The sequence below is a fragment of the Microbacterium rhizosphaerae genome (genome assembly GCF_034120055.1).
GTDB lineage: Bacteria > Actinomycetota > Actinomycetes > Actinomycetales > Microbacteriaceae > Microbacterium > Microbacterium rhizosphaerae.
In genome coordinates this window covers 649,982-664,387 of the sequence record NZ_CP139368.1, presented here as the reverse complement: position 1 = coordinate 664,387, position 14,406 = coordinate 649,982, and the positions used below count along the sequence as shown (strand labels likewise).

Below are 14,406 nucleotides of genomic sequence, written 5' to 3'. Positions count from 1 at the left end.
TAGGGGATGCCGGTGACGCCCGTCAGGCCGCCGTCGGACGGCGCAGCGGCGGGCCGACGTACCGTGCCGCCGGACGGATGATCTTCGGGTCCGCCGCCTGCTCGAGGATGTGCGCCGACCAGCCGATGGAGCGCGCGAGGGCGAACGTCGGCGTGAACATCTCGCGCGGCACGCCCACCCGCTCCAGGACGACGGATGCGTAGAACTCGACGTTCGCGTGCAGGCCGCGCCCGGGTTTCGCCTCGGCGAGGATCCGCTCGGCCTCGCGCTCGAAGCGCAGGGCGAGCTCGACCCGATCCCCGCCGAGGTCGACGGCGATCCCCTTGAGCAGCTCCGATCGCGGATCGGTCGTGCGGTAGACCGCGTGGCCGAAGCCCATGAGGCGGCGGCCGGCGGCGAGCTCGCCGCGGATCCAGTCTGCGATGTCGGCCGGGTCGTGGATCCGATCCAGGGCATCGAGCACCCGCGAGGGCGCGCCGCCGTGCAGCGGCCCGGAAAGGGCGCCGAGTCCGCCCGCGAGAGCGGACGCGACATCCGCCCCGGTCGACGCGATGACGCGTGCGGCGAACGTGGAGGCGTTCAGCCCGTGATCGACGACCGCGATGAGGTAGGCGGTGAGCGCACGCTCCTCCTGCGCGCTCGGCAGGCCTCCGGTGAGCCGGTGCAGGTAGTTCGCGACGACTCCGCGGTCCGGCAAGGCGGCGGCGGGCGCTCCATGGAGCTCGGTGAGCAGCGACGGCAGAGCCGCCGTGAGCACCAGTGCGTCTGAGCGGCGCTCGTCGGTGCTGAGGTCGTAGACGGGTTTCATCCCCAGGCGCGACGCGAGCAGCGGCCACGCGGCCTTCACTCCGTGGAGCACGTCGGGACGGTCCGAGCCCAGGCTCCGGGCGACCTCGGCCACGACCGGCCGGGGTGCCCGCAGCTCGGCAGCGAACCCGGCGGCCTGCGCGGCATCCGGAAGCTCTCCGAACAGGAACAGGTGCCAGACCTCCTCGAGGGTCGCGTGGCGGGCGAGCTCGATCGCGGAGTGACCGCGGTACTGGTACCAGCCCTCGATGCCGTTGACCTCGCTGATCGCGGTGTCCGCGACGACGACGCCCGCGAGTCCGCGCGGGACGTCGATCTGTGCAGCATCCATGTCGCTCCTCCTGTTCTGGTGGCTGTCGGCCTTCCGCTGGATCGTCCGGTGGATGAGAATCAGTGTGAGAGTTGATCAATCGTCGGTCAACGTTGATCGGATCAATATGGATGCAGACGCCCCCCGCCTCACGGCGGCTCAGGCCGCCTCGCGCCTCGGCGTGAAGCCCCAGTCGCTGTACGCGTACGTCTCGCGCGGCTGGATCACGCGAGTCCGCGATGCGAACGGCTCGTCGTTCGACCCGCTGGAGATCGAGGCGTTCGCGTCGCAGCGCGCGCGGCGGACGCCGGCGGTCACGAGTGCCGGCGGCGCACCGCTCATGGTGCTCGACACCGACATCGCGCTCATCGAAGACGACCGGCTGTACCTGCGCGGCAGGGCCGCCGACGACCTCGCCCGCGAGTACGCGTTCGACGCGGTCGCGGCGTGGCTGTGGGGCGAGCCGCTCAGGGCGCAGCGCCGACTCGGCGTCGGCGAGGAGACGGTGGATGCGGCGCGCGCCCTCCTCGCGCACCTGCCGGCGACCGCATCCTGGATCGATCGCGCGGTCGTCGCGGTGCGCGGGCTCGCCATCGCCGACCCGCTGCGCGACGACGTCGACGTCTCGGCGCTCCCCCGCGTCGGCGAGGCGATCGTCGCGGGACTGCCGCGGGCGCTCGGACCGGTCGGCGCGGCGCCCACCGTTCCCGACGCGCTGTGGCGGGCACTGTCCGGACGAGCGCCGTCGCCCGCGGAACGGGCGGCCCTGAACGCGGCGATGGTGCTGTCGATCGATCACGACCTCGCGGTCTCGACGTTCGCCGGACGCATCGCGGCGTCGGCCCGGGCGTCCGGCTACGCCGTCGTGACCGCCGCGCTCGGCGCGTTCGACTCGCCGCTGCACGGCACCGCGAGCGTCGCGGCCGCCCAGCTGATCGACCGGGTCGCGGCCGGCGCACCGCCGGAGCTCGCGATCCGCACCCAGCTGCAGACGCTGGGGCGTCGGGTGCCGGGGTTCGGACAGCCGCTCTATGCGGGCATCGACGCCCGCGCCGCGTGCCTGCTCGAGTTCATCGAGGCGCTGCCGCAGGGACCAGTCGTGCTCCAGGCCGTCGACGGGCTGCGCCACGCCATGCGATCGACGCGACTGCAGCCGAACGTCGATCTGGCGCTCGGTGCGCTGGCGGTCGCCGCCGACCTGCCGCACGATGCCGGTGCCCTCGTCTTCGCGGTCGCCCGCTCCGCCGGCTGGATCGCCCATGCCCAGCGGGAGTACGAGGAGCGACCTCTGCGCCTCCGGCCGCACGGGCGGTACACCGGACCGCGCTGACGGTCAGGGCACGTCGCGGATCGCGTCGCGGGTGACCTCCGCGATCGCGGTGTGCCCGGACAGACCGAGGGTGATGTCGAGCTCGGCGAGGATGTTCCGCATCACCTCGCGCACGCCGTCCTCACCGGCGACCGCGAGGCCGTACGCGTACGGGCGGCCGATCGCGACCGCCGTCGCCCCCATCGCGAGGGCGATGAAGGCGTCGGCTCCGCCACGCACGCCGGAGTCGAAGACGACCGGGGCACGGCCATCGACGCGGGCGACGATCTTCTCGAGCACATCGAGCGTCGGCACCGCATCGTCGATCTGCCGGCCCCCGTGGTTCGAGACCCAGACGCCGTCGAGTCCGGCATCCATCGCCCGCACGGCATCGTCGGGATGGACGATGCCCTTCAGCAGGATCGGCAGAGACGTCCACGCGCGAGCCTTGGGCAGGTCGTCCCACGTCAGGGCGGGGGTCGAGAACACGTCCAGGAACGTTTCGACCGCGACGCGCGGCAGCGGCGAGCGCAGACCATCGCGCACACCCGCGCCCGTGATCCCCCGCGTCTTGCGCGCCATCGAGACGCCGGCCGCCACCGTCTTGGCCGTCATCCGCACGCGCGCGGCGGGCTGGTCGGCTGACGCCCGCGCGCGCTCCCGCACCAGCTGCTGGAACACCGGGTCGCTCGTGTACTGTGCGATGCCGAGTCCGCGGGTGAACGGCAGATAGGCCAGGTCGAGGTCCTGGGTGCGCCAGCCGAGCAGGTGCGTGTCGAGGGTGACGACGATCGCCTCGCATCCGGATGCCTCCGCCCGCCGCAGCAGCGACGCGTTGAGCTCGTCGGACGACGACCAGTACAGCTGGAACAGCCGCGGTCCGGCGGGCGCCTCGTGCGCGACCTGCTCCATCGGGAATGAGGCCTGATTGCTGAGCACATACGGGATGCCGAGGGATGCCGCGGCCCGTGCCACGGCGAGATCGGCCTGCGCGTGCGCCAACTCCATGACCCCGAGCGGGGCCAGCAGCAGAGGGGTGGGGCGGGTCCTCCCGAGGAACGTCGTCGAGAGGTCGCGGCTGGACACGTCCCGGAGGGGGCGCGGCCACACCTGCCTGCGAGCGAACGCCGCGCGATTGGCATCCATCGTGCGTCCGGTACCCGCGCCACCCTGGATGTACACGAACGCCTCGGCGCTCAGTGCTCTGCGCGCGGCTCGTTCGAGCGCGTCAGGATGCACCGGCACGGCCGGGCGCGCACCGGAGATGCCCGCGCGGTAGATGTCGGACTGCACGCGGCGGCCGATCCCGCGCGCCGCGGCGGGGTCGTCGGGAGCGACTGTGGTCATGTCGCCACCCTAGGACCGTCGCATCGGCCCTCGGGGCCGCGCGAAGCGCAGAAACACGGGGCTGCCAGGGCTTTGTCCCCCAAATGGGGGATACCCGTTCACCCCTTCGCGACGATAGCTTCCGAACCGAAGGCTCCCCCGGCTCCAGGCAAGGGCGGCGAGGGACCTGCTCAGGGGGAGTCATAGTCATGAAGCGTTCTTGGTTCGCGGCCGCGTCCGCGGCTGTTCTTCTCACGATCGGCACGATCGGCGTCGCGGCGATTCCCGCGTCCGCCGCTCCGCCGAGCGACCCATGGAGCGGCTCGGCAGGCGGAGACGTCGCCGATGTGACGACGACGACGGCCGCGCTCAATGTCGCTGATCTCGGCATCGCGGTCAGCAGCGCAGCGGCCGATTCGACCCTTGTGCCACCCGTGCAGTCGAGTTCGAGCAACATCTCGGCGACCGCCGTCGGGCTGCCGATCTCGGTGGCGACGAATACCGAGACGGCACCTCCTGACGCCGGCCCCGTCGTGGGCGGCATCGCCGCCTCCGTCACCGGGCTCATCGACATCGGCGCCATCACGACGACGAATGAGGCGCACTGGAGCCTGCCCACGGCGTGCACGACGACGGGCGTGCTGTCGGCTGCGACGACCCAGGTCGCGAGCCTGGGTGTGCTGCCCGCGCTGGACGGCGGCATCCTCAGCCTCGGCGTCTCGCAATCCAAGGGCACGACATCGCTCGTGCAGAACAGCGGCCTGAACTACGGCATCCAGAGTGTCGGATCGGGCACTGTCTCGGGGCTGAGCGTTCTCGGAGGCGCGGTCACGATCGACGTGCAGGGCAACTCGACACTCACCGCCACAGCGAGCGGCACCAGCGCCGGCGCGACGGCTTACGTCCCTGCGACGGTGCAGGTCACCGACACGGCGACATCCACCACGACGACGCTCACTGTCGGCGGCAACATCACCATCGACGTCTTGGGCGTCGGCAGTGTGACGGTGACGATGAACACGCCCACGTCGACCACGACGGCGACCTCGGCGACGACATCCGTCTCGCTCCTGACGGTCGACGTGCGCGTTCCCGCCGCACCGCTTCCCGCCGTCACCTCTGCGACGGTCGACGTGCTCCCTCTGCATGCCGCCGCGACGGCCCCCGCGGGCGGCATCGACTGCCCACCGCCGGCTCCCGTCATCACCGCGCCGACGTCCGGTCAGGTGACCGGTGACTCGACGCCGGCCGTCACGGGCACGGCAGTGGCGGGCGCGACGGTCAACGTCGACATCGACAACGGCGCACAGACCGGCACCGCCACCGCAGACGGATCCGGCAGCTGGACCTTCACCCCGTCGACGCCTCTGGCCGAGGGAGCCCATACGGTCAGCGCCACGCAGACCGTGGCCGGCACGACCGGGCCCGCGACCGCCGACGTTCCGTTCACGGTCGATACGACGCCGCCTCCCGCGCCGGTCGTGGTGACCCCCGCCGACGGGTCGTCGACCAACGACACGACCCCGGCCATCTCGGGCACCGCCGAGCCGAACAGCACCGTCACCGTCAGCATCGACGGCAGCCCGCTCGAGGTGACGGCGACCGCGGACGGGTCGGGCAACTGGACGCTCATCGCGCCGACCCTCGACCCGGGTTCGTACACCGTGGACGCGACCACGACGGATGCGGCGGGCAATGTGTCACCCGTCTCCAACACGAACACCTTCACCGTCGACACCACCCCGCCGCCCGCGCCCGTCGTGGTGACCCCCGCCGACGGGTCGTCGACCAACGACACGACCCCGGCCATCTCGGGCACCGCGGAGCCCGGCTCCACCGTGACCGTCAGCATCGATGGCACCCCGCTCGGCACGACGACGACCGCTGACGGCTCGGGCAACTGGACGCTCACCGCCCCGACGCTCACGGCCGGGCCGCACACCGTCAACGCCACCTCGACGGATGCAGCCGGCAATGTGTCACCCGTCTCCAACACGAACACCTTCACGATCGACACCACCCCGCCGCCCGCGCCGGTCGTGGTGACCCCCGCGGACGGGTCGTCGACCAACGACACGACCCCGACGATCTCGGGCACGGCCGAACCGAACAGCACCGTCAGCGTCAGCATCGACGGCGCTCCGCCGCTCGGGACGACCGCGACAACGGACGGGGCCGGCAACTGGACCCTCACCGCCCCGACGCTCACGCCCGGACCGCACACCGTCAACGCCACGGCGACAGACGCCGCCGGCAACGTCTCACCCGTCTCCAACACGAACACCTTCACCATCGACACCACCGCGCCGCCGGCACCGGTCGTGGTGACCCCCGTGGACGGGTCGTCGACCAACAACCCGACTCCGCCGATCTCCGGCACCGCGGAGGCGAACACCACCGTCACGGTCAGCATCGACGGCACCCCTCTCGGCACCACCGCGACCACGGACGGGTCCGGGAACTGGGTCCTCGCGTCGCCCGTACTGACCCCCGGCACCCACACGGTGAACGCGACGGCGGCGGACGCCGCCGGCAACGTGTCAGCCGTGTCGAACACGAACACGTTCACGATCGACACAACGCCGCCAACCGCACCCATCGTGCTGACGCCGGCGAACGGGTCATCCACGAGTGACACGACTCCGATGATCTCCGGCCTCGCCGAGCCGGACAGCACCGTGACCGTCAGCATCGACGGCAGCCCGCTCGGCACGACGACGACCACGGACGGCTCGGGCAACTGGACCCTCACCGCCCCGACACTCACGCCCGGCTCGCACACCGTCAGCGCGACGGCGACGGACGCCGCGGGCAACATCTCCGCACCGTCGAGCACCAACACGTTCACCATCGACACCACGCCGCCCGCGGCACCGGTGATCGTCAGCCCCGCCGACGGCGCGATCCTGACGACCAACCAGCCGCCCATCACTGGAACGGCTGAGGCGAACAGCACGGTATCGGTGATCATCGATGGCAGCGTCGCGGGCACCGCCACCGCCGATGGCTCCGGCAATTGGACGTTCACACCGCCCGCACCGCTCAGCGAGGGCGGGCACACCGTGGTCGCGACCGCGACGGATGCCGCAGGCAACGTCAGCCCGCAATCCAACCAGGTGTCGTTCACGGTGGACACCGTGCCACCCGCGGCACCGGTCATCACGAGCCCGGCGAACGGATCGACGACCAGCGACGCGACGCCTCCGGTCACCGGCACGGCGGAGCCCGGCTCGACCGTGACCGTGATCATCGACGGCAGCGCGGCCGGCACGACCACGGCCGACGGCGAGGGCGACTGGACGTTCACGCCGACGACCCCGCTGAGCGACGGCACCCACACCATCAGCGCGACAGCCACCGACGCCGCCGGCCATGTCGGACCGGCAGCCTCCCCCGTGACCGTGACGATCGCCGGCGTGGCGACGCCTCCGGTCCCGACGGCGCCGTCGGGGACCCTGCCGACGACAGGCGGCGAGATCCTGACGGCCGGCTGGCTCGTCGGCTCGATCCTGATCGGGATGGGCGTGTTCGTGGTCATGATCGCCCGCCGTCGCGTGAGCTGACGCGCCGATGCGGTGACCACAGCGGCCGGTCGCCCTCGAGCGGCCGGCCGCTCGGCGTTCCCTGGCGACGGGCGCCAGCCGCTCGGCGTCGCGGGACCTCAGCGGCGGATGGCCGCCCGCTCGACCGTGAAGTCCTCGAGGGCCAGCATGTCGATGTCGACACCCAGCCCGGGTGCAGTCGGCACGCGCACGTGCCCGTCCTCGAGCACGGCGGGCTCTGTGACGATGTCGCGGGCGTAGAACCGGGCCGATGCCGACACGTCGCCGGGCAGGGTGAATCCCGGCAGGGCGGCGAGCGCCGCGTTGGCGGCGCGGCCGATGCCGGTCTCGAGCATTCCGCCGCACCACACCGGGATGCCGGCATCCTGCGCCAGATCATGGATGCGGACGGCTTCGAGGTATCCGCCCACGCGGCCCGCTTTGATGTTGATGACGCTGCAGGAGCCGAGGGCGAGGGCGTCGCGAGCCGCCTTGGCCGAGACGATCGACTCGTCCAAGCACACCGGCGTCTTCAGCTCCCGGGCAAGAGTCGCGTGGTCGACGAGGTCGTCGTCCTGCAGCGGCTGCTCGATGAGCAGCAGGTCGAACCGGTCGAGCTCGGCGAGGGTATCGGCATCCGCCAGCGTGTACGCGGAGTTCGCGTCGACCTGCAGCGGGATCGCACCGAACGCGTCACGCACCGCCGCCGTGTCGCCGACGTCGCGGCCGGGCTTGATCTTGATCTTGATCCGCACGTACCCCTCGTCGAGGTAGGCGCCCACGGCATCCACGAGCGCGGCCGGATCGCGCTGGATGCCGACCGAGACGCCGGAGGGCACGCGGTCGCGCACGGCTCCGAGGTGCGCGCCGAGAGGTGTGCCGTCGCGGCGGAGCGCCGCGTCCAGCACGGCCAGCTCGAGGCCGGCCTTCGGCATCCGGTGGCCCTTGACAGGCGCCAGCACGTCGGAGATGTCGGACGGAGAGAGCATGCGCCGCTCCAGCAGCGCGGGGATGAGGAAGCGCTGCGCCACATCCCACGCTCCGTGCGTGTACTCGCTGGAGTACGACGGGTCGTACTGCGTGACGACCTCGCCCCAGCCGCCTCCGTCCGGCGTGAGTGCTCGGACGACGATGACCTCGCGGACGGTCGCGGTTCCGAACGACGTCGTGAACGGCGAGACGAGCGGGATGTGCAGCACCCGCAGCTCGAAGCCGTCGAGGGTGATCGGGGCCAGCTCAGCGGTGGGCATGGCCCCAGGCTACGCTCGGGGCCTCCGCGGGCCGCGGGAGCGGGTCAGGCGCGGCGGGCGGGCGCGTTGACGAGCGGCACGAAGGTCGAGCGGCGACGCGGGCGGTGGTGACGCCGGCTCCAGCCCTGCAGCGAGCGTGACAGTGCGGTGATGGTGCGGGTCATGGCGTCTCCCTCCGTGAAATTGCCTTCACATGGAGAGAGTCGGGATGCCGCTTCCTATGACGCGCGTCGCATCACGATTCGGTAACACCTCGACGGGACGGGTAGATCCGCCCATCCGGGTCGTCGGGTCGCCGCCGGCGCAGGCTCGCGGGCGCCGGCCAGGGCAGCTCGAAGCGCTCGACGGGCGCGTCGATCGCGCCGTAGTCGTCGGTCTGCACGACCACGCGCTCGGGGGTGACCTCGACGATCCGCACACGGAGGGGCCCGGCATCCACCGACTCGCCCTCGAGCACCCAGATGTCCGCGAGCCAGGAGATCCCCCGTTCCTCGAGGATCGCCTCGGCGTCGAGCCAGTCCAGCGGCCCCGAGACCTCGTGCCCGAAGAGGTCGACGGCGACCCACTCGTCGTCCTCGGGCCTGATCCAGCCCAGGAGCTCGCCGTCGTCGCGGCGGTGCGGTGTCCAGTCGGATTCGATCACGCGGGAACCTCCGCGTAGGCGCGCACCGGGAACGTCCCGAAGCCCTCGACAGCGGGCGGCGCGGCCGTGAAGCGGGCGCCGCGGGGCGGCACCTCACCGAGCCGGGTGAGGTGCTCGACGACATGCACCCCCGCGCCGAGCAGCAGCGAGTGAGCCGGCCGCTCGCCGCCCGACTCGGTGTCGTCGATGTTCACCGAGTCGATGCCGACGAGCACGGCACCGGCGTCGATGAGCCATTGCGCCGCCTCGCCGGTGAGGAAGGGAGCACCGACCGCGTACTCCGGAGTGCCGAAGCGGCTGTCCCACCCGGTGTGCAGCAGGACGGCGGCGCCACGCACGTCGCGGTCGACGAGGGTCTCGCGACGGATGCCGCGGCGTTCGGCCGTGAGGCCGTCGGAGAGATGGAAGACCTCCGCCCGCAGGCCGACGAGGGTCGAGAGGTCGAGGCCGGCGAGGTCCGGCCCCTCGGCGTATCGGTGGAACGGAGAATCGAGGTACGTCCCGGTGTTGCCGATCATCGTGATGACGTCCATCGCGAACTCGGTGCCCGGGGCGTACTTCGCGCGCGAGTCCTCGCGGGTCAGGTGCGGCGTGATGACGGGCGCCGGCAGTCCCGGGTACGTGGTGAGACCGGCATGGATGCGGTGGCTGAGGTCGACGATCCGCACACCCCCTCCGGGAGCGTCGATGTCGACGCCGCGGCTGCCGCGGTGCGACTCCGCGACGATCCGGACGCTCCGCAGCTGCACGTCATCGACGAGAGCGAGGCCCAGATGCCGGATGAGCAGCACGGCGATCGCGGGCTCGTCGAGGTCGGCCGAGGGCAGGTCGAGGCGGAATCCGGTGCCGCTCAGCCCGCCGCCGTTGACGAAGGAGATGTCGAAATCGAGGTGCGCGCGGTACTCGGGCATGCGCGCCAGCGTATCCGTCTCGACGGTCAGGGACGCACGAACAGGTAGCCGCGCTCGTCATCGAAGCCGCCGACGACCAGGCCGGCCGCGAGGTCGGCCAGCATCCCCTCCCGGACGCGGACGCGCCAGGCGGCGGCATCCGTCGCCGATGCCGATCGCACCGCCTCGATGTCGCGCGGCACCGCGACCGACGCGAGCGCCTCGCCCGGTTCGACGCGGGGGGCCGTCAACTCCCACGAGACCATCAGCCGGTCGGACTCGTCGCCGCGGTTGACGCCGTCATCCATCCGCCCGTAGTGGTCGACGAGGTACTCGACGACCCGCGCGCCGAGGACCTCCAGGTTGAAGTGCGCGTTGCGGGCCACGAGCGGATCGAAGGTCCATGTGATGCGCGAGACGCCGCGCTCGAGCGCCCACGCGCGCTGATGCAGCTTGAGCGCCCGACCGGCGCCGTGGCCGCGGTATTCCGGCAGCAGGCCCGTGATGTGCGAATGCAGCACGGCGTCGGCGGGCGGCCCGAAGAAGGCGACGGATGCACCCACCATCCGGGCGCCGTCGTACACGCCGACGGCGTAGTTGCCGGAGTGAGCGAGGGCGCGCAGGAGGTTGGCCGGCATCCCGGTGCGGTCGCCGCCCCACACCTGGGACAGGACGTCGGAGGCCGCGAAGACGCTCTCGACGGTGTCAAGCGGACGGATGTCAAGCGGACGGATGTCGGGCGGACGGATGTCGAGCCGACGGATGTCGAGCCGACGGCGGTCGCGCCCGGTCGGATTCCCGTGACCAGCGGCCCGACCCGAGTCGCCCGCGGCCGGGGGCGGCGTGACGCTCTGCACGGATGCCACGATACGCAGTCGCCGCAGAAGGGCGGAGTGCTGCGTGTGCGAGCGCCGGTCTGCCCTCGCGCCGCGCGATGGCAGACCGGAAGCACGCCTCAGAACTCCGGCCGGTCGGTGTCGTCTTCGTCTTCGGGTGTGAACAGCCACGGTTCGTGGAAGACCGATCTGCGGCTGAGGGTGTCGTCATCGGGCTCGAATCGGACCGTCGGCCTCGGAATATCGGTGTGTCTGCGCCCGTGCGGGCTGGTCCACACGAGAACACCGGCCTCCTGCTGGTGCACCGTCCACGCGGTCGCGTGCTTGAGGGTGTGGTGCCTTCGGCACAAGTGAGCGAGGTTGCCGGGGGTCGTGGGGCCGCCGTCGGCGGCGGCGATCGTGTGATCGAGGTCTGCCCGCCAGACAGGCCGGGTGCAGCCGGGGAAGCGGCATCCCTCGTCCCGAGCACGCAGAAAGCGCTGGAGAGCCTTCCCAGGCCGGTAGCGGTCCACCGCCACGGGGGTTCCCGTCGTCGGGCACGTCATCACGCGCTCCCAGCCGCGTGCGCCGGCGGCCAGTCGTCGTGCGGTCTCGCTGTCGACGGGGCCGTACCCCGCCAGCACGATCGGCTCGTCGCTCGCCCCGGCCATCCGCAGAACGGGGACCGTCACCTGCACCACAGCGCGGATCGCCTCCAGACCGTCACCGAGCTGCGGACTCGGCGCGCCGCACAGCAGCAGATCGGTGAACAGATCGGCGCGGATCTGCGCCAGCGTGCGTGTGTCCCTCGGCGGCGCGGAGTCGACGTCGGGGACGGTATGGCCGGTCGCATCAGCCTCACGGTCGGCGATGATCTGCCGGGCCTGCGCCGTGAGCCGATCGTCGATCCCGTGGACGAGGGTCGCGGGGCCGTTGAACACGAGCTGGCTCACACCGTCCGGCAGATCGCACACCTCCACTCGGCGCCCTGCCGCGGCTTCGGCACACCGGTCGTCCACGGGTCGCTCGGCATATCGGTCGGCCAGAATTCGGGCGACCGGCTTCAGCAGGCCCGGAGTCAAAGTCACCGCCCGATTGAGCACCGCCGCCACAAACGCCCCGCGGGCATCGTCATCAAGGAGGGACCCGCCGGCATCGTGGATGACGGCAAGGTGCTGACGCGAGATGCGTCCCTCTTCGAGCGCGGCGACCGCGGCCGGGAATCGTCGGCACAGGTCGTGCGCCTCGCCCAGCAGGCGGGATGCCGTCCACTCGCTGACCCGCACGGCGGTCGCGAACTCCGCGACCAGGGAGCGTTGGGCGATCTCCGCGCTCCGTCGCTCATCCCGGTTCGCGACGGGCGACGTCAGCACCCCTGCCCACGCGCGGTCGAGCAACCGGATCTCGGCCGCATCAGCCACCGCCCGCGCCACGCGTCCCGCCGCGAACTCATCGACGAGATCACCGGCGGCGAGCACGGAATCCCTCGCGCACGGAGACGACGCATCGTCGGGTGGAGGGGCGTCCGGAGACGGTGAAGACGGTGGAGCGGTGGTCATGGGAGCTCTCGAGATCAGGGGACGGATCGAACGAGATTCCTGCGCCAGAAGGCACCACTCGATCGTCAACAGTCCCGCGGCTCACGCCACGCAGCTCACCCATCCACCGGATGCCACCGCATCCACATCCGAATCTCTGTACCTTATAGTACGCCAGGTCACCAAGCAAGACAAGAACATAATTCCGATCAACGACCCGAAAGCCGTCCTCTCGCCGCTGTCCCCCAGCTTCGCCTGATAGCGTTGTGCCCGGCGGTGCTCCCGAATGCCCGCCTGCGTCGACGTCGCTTCCGGCCCTGCTCATGCAGCGAGCCGTGCCTGGCCCGTGAGCCAGACGAACTGTCGATCGGCGATGTCCTGCGGGATACCCCGCATCCGCCTTCCCGCCGCTTCCTCGCGGCGATCTCAGAAAGCACCCATGCCTTCCTTCCTCGACCTCGGCGTCCCTGCACGCCTCGCCTCCGTCCTCACCGCATCCGGCAAGACGGAGCCCTTCCCGATCCAGCGCGACACGCTGCCCGACGCCCTCGCCGGCCGTGACGTGCTCGGCCGCGGCCGCACAGGCAGCGGCAAGACCATCGCGTTCGCCCTGCCCCTCGTCGCCCGCCTCTCCGGCGCCGGAGCGGCGGCCCGAACCTCCGGCCGCCCGCGCGGCCTCGTCCTCGCTCCGACACGCGAGCTCGCGACCCAGATAGCCGCGACCATCAAGCCCCTGGCGGATGCCTCCGGCCTCACCGTCACGACCGTGTTCGGCGGCGTGAGCCAGAAGCCGCAGGAGCAGGCGCTCCGGGCGGGTGTCGACATCGTCGTGGCGTGCCCCGGCCGTCTCGAAGACCTCATGAAGCAGGGCGTCGTGCGCCTCGACCGCATCGAGATCACCGTGCTCGACGAGGCCGACCACATGGCCGACCTCGGCTTCCTGCCGGGCGTGACCCGCATCCTCGCCGCCACGCCGCAGGGCGGGCAGCGCATGCTCTTCAGCGCCACGCTCGACCGTGGCGTCGACACACTCGTCCGCCGCTTCCTCCAGGATGAGGTGCTGCACGAGGTCGACGAGGCGAGCGTGCCGCAGGGCGTCATGACCCACCGCGTCTTCGTCGTCCCCTCGGCCGAGGAGAAGACAGAGCTCGTCCGCCACCTCGCGGGCGGCCGCGGCCGGCGCATCCTCTTCACCCGCACGAAGCACCAGGCCAAGAAGCTCGCGAAGCAGCTCACGGCCTCCGGCATCCCCGCCGTCGACCTGCACGGCAACCTCGGCCAGAACGCCCGCGAGCGCAACCTCGCCGCGTTCAGCGCCGCGCCGGATGCGGGTGGTGTGCGCGTGCTCGTGGCGACGGATGTTGCTGCGCGCGGTGTGCACGTCGACGACGTCGAACTGGTCGTGCACGTCGACCCGCCGATGGAGCACAAGGCGTACCTGCACCGCTCCGGCCGCACGGCCCGCGCAGGCGCGGAGGGCACGGTCGTCACGGTCGCGCTCGACGCGCAGCGTCGCGACGTGTCCGATCTGCTGAAGAAGGCCCAGATCTCCGTGCCGCTCGAGGCCGTGACCCCGGGCGCTCCCGCCGTGTCGGCGCTCGTGGGCGACCTCGCGCCGACCGTGAAGCCGACTATCGTGGCCCAGCCCGTCCAGGGCGGCTCGCGCGGCGGCTCCGGCAACGGATCCGGCCGCGGCGGCTCCGGCAACGGATCGCGTGCCGGTGGCGCGCAGGGCGCTCCCGCTCGGGCCGGAGCTCCCCGCAGCCGGGCCGGCAGTGGCGCTGGATACGGCGCGGCGAAGGGCTCCGGATACAGCAGCGTCTACAGCACCGCGAGCGGCTCCGGCAACGGCTCCGGTGGACGTGCCACGGATGGCGGTGCTCCCGCGCGCGGACGACGTCGGGGTGGTCGCGGCAACGGCGGCGGCGCATCCACTGCCCGTCCTGCCGCGCGCTGAGCCGCGCAGGCGGTCCTCG

General features: G+C 71.8%; 10 protein-coding genes. 3 read left to right on the top strand and 7 right to left on the bottom strand.

What is annotated here, in order from left to right:
* Positions 1–22: 22 nt before the first annotated feature.
* On the bottom strand, positions 23–1,138 hold the full coding sequence (locus SM116_RS03070) for a citrate synthase (RefSeq protein WP_320942995.1): 1,116 nt from the start codon (positions 1,136–1,138) through the stop codon (positions 23–25).
* Positions 1,139–1,244: 106 nt separating this feature from the next.
* On the opposite strand from SM116_RS03070, the gene SM116_RS03065 reads away from it, so the two are divergent.
* Entirely contained in the window at positions 1,245–2,447 is a 1,203-nt protein-coding gene (locus SM116_RS03065) for a citrate/2-methylcitrate synthase (protein ID WP_320942994.1), read from the top strand.
* Between the two features lie 3 nt (positions 2,448–2,450).
* Here SM116_RS03065 and SM116_RS03060 read toward each other — a convergent pair whose 3' ends face one another.
* Positions 2,451–3,773 (bottom strand): alpha-hydroxy-acid oxidizing protein, encoded by a 1,323-nt coding sequence (locus tag SM116_RS03060; RefSeq protein ID WP_320942993.1) that lies wholly within the window; start codon positions 3,771–3,773, stop codon positions 2,451–2,453.
* A gap of 188 nt (positions 3,774–3,961) precedes the next feature.
* Between SM116_RS03060 and SM116_RS03055 the strand changes: the two genes are divergently transcribed.
* On the top strand, positions 3,962–7,315 hold the full coding sequence (locus SM116_RS03055) for an Ig-like domain-containing protein (RefSeq protein ID WP_320942992.1): 3,354 nt from the start codon (positions 3,962–3,964) through the stop codon (positions 7,313–7,315).
* A gap of 98 nt (positions 7,316–7,413) precedes the next feature.
* On the opposite strand, the gene menC is transcribed toward SM116_RS03055, so the two are convergent.
* The 5 genes from menC to SM116_RS03030 form a co-directional block, all read right to left on the bottom strand.
* Positions 7,414–8,544, bottom strand: a complete 1,131-nt coding sequence (gene menC, locus SM116_RS03050; protein ID WP_320942991.1) for an o-succinylbenzoate synthase — start codon at positions 8,542–8,544, stop codon at positions 7,414–7,416.
* Positions 8,545–8,779: 235 nt separating this feature from the next.
* Positions 8,780–9,187: a hypothetical protein gene (locus SM116_RS03045; RefSeq protein ID WP_320942990.1), complete on the bottom strand. Its 408-nt coding sequence runs from the start codon at positions 9,185–9,187 to the stop codon at positions 8,780–8,782.
* Positions 9,184–10,098: a cyclase family protein gene (locus SM116_RS03040; protein WP_320942989.1), complete on the bottom strand. Its 915-nt coding sequence runs from the start codon at positions 10,096–10,098 to the stop codon at positions 9,184–9,186. The genes SM116_RS03045 and SM116_RS03040 overlap by 4 nt, the downstream gene beginning before the upstream one ends.
* 26 nt (positions 10,099–10,124) lie before the next feature.
* Complete coding sequence (locus SM116_RS03035) at positions 10,125–10,811, bottom strand: GNAT family N-acetyltransferase (RefSeq protein WP_320944232.1); 687 nt, start codon at positions 10,809–10,811, stop codon at positions 10,125–10,127.
* Between the two features lie 221 nt (positions 10,812–11,032).
* Positions 11,033–12,370 carry an HNH endonuclease signature motif containing protein gene (locus SM116_RS03030; RefSeq protein ID WP_320942988.1) on the bottom strand — a complete coding sequence of 446 codons (1,338 nt, stop codon included), beginning with the start codon at positions 12,368–12,370 and terminating at the stop codon, positions 11,033–11,035.
* A 499-nt stretch (positions 12,371–12,869) separates the two neighbouring features.
* Between SM116_RS03030 and SM116_RS03025 the strand changes: the two genes are divergently transcribed.
* Positions 12,870–14,387 carry a DEAD/DEAH box helicase gene (locus SM116_RS03025; RefSeq protein WP_320942987.1) on the top strand — a complete coding sequence of 506 codons (1,518 nt, stop codon included), beginning with the start codon at positions 12,870–12,872 and terminating at the stop codon, positions 14,385–14,387.
* Positions 14,388–14,406: the final 19 nt, after the last annotated feature.

What these genes read in the sequence shown, in the direction of transcription:
- SM116_RS03070 (WP_320942995.1), bottom strand. Translation starts at nt 1,138, where the DNA reads ATGGATGCTGCACAGATCGACGTCCCGCGCGGACTCGCGGGCGTCGTC.
- SM116_RS03065 (WP_320942994.1), top strand. Translation starts at nt 1,245, where the DNA reads ATGGATGCAGACGCCCCCCGCCTCACGGCGGCTCAGGCCGCCTCGCGC.
- SM116_RS03060 (WP_320942993.1), bottom strand. Translation starts at nt 3,773, where the DNA reads ATGACCACAGTCGCTCCCGACGACCCCGCCGCGGCGCGCGGGATCGGC.
- SM116_RS03055 (WP_320942992.1), top strand. Translation starts at nt 3,962, where the DNA reads ATGAAGCGTTCTTGGTTCGCGGCCGCGTCCGCGGCTGTTCTTCTCACG.
- menC (WP_320942991.1), bottom strand. Translation starts at nt 8,544, where the DNA reads ATGCCCACCGCTGAGCTGGCCCCGATCACCCTCGACGGCTTCGAGCTG.
- SM116_RS03040 (WP_320942989.1), bottom strand. Translation starts at nt 10,098, where the DNA reads ATGCCCGAGTACCGCGCGCACCTCGATTTCGACATCTCCTTCGTCAAC.
- SM116_RS03025 (WP_320942987.1), top strand. Translation starts at nt 12,870, where the DNA reads ATGCCTTCCTTCCTCGACCTCGGCGTCCCTGCACGCCTCGCCTCCGTC.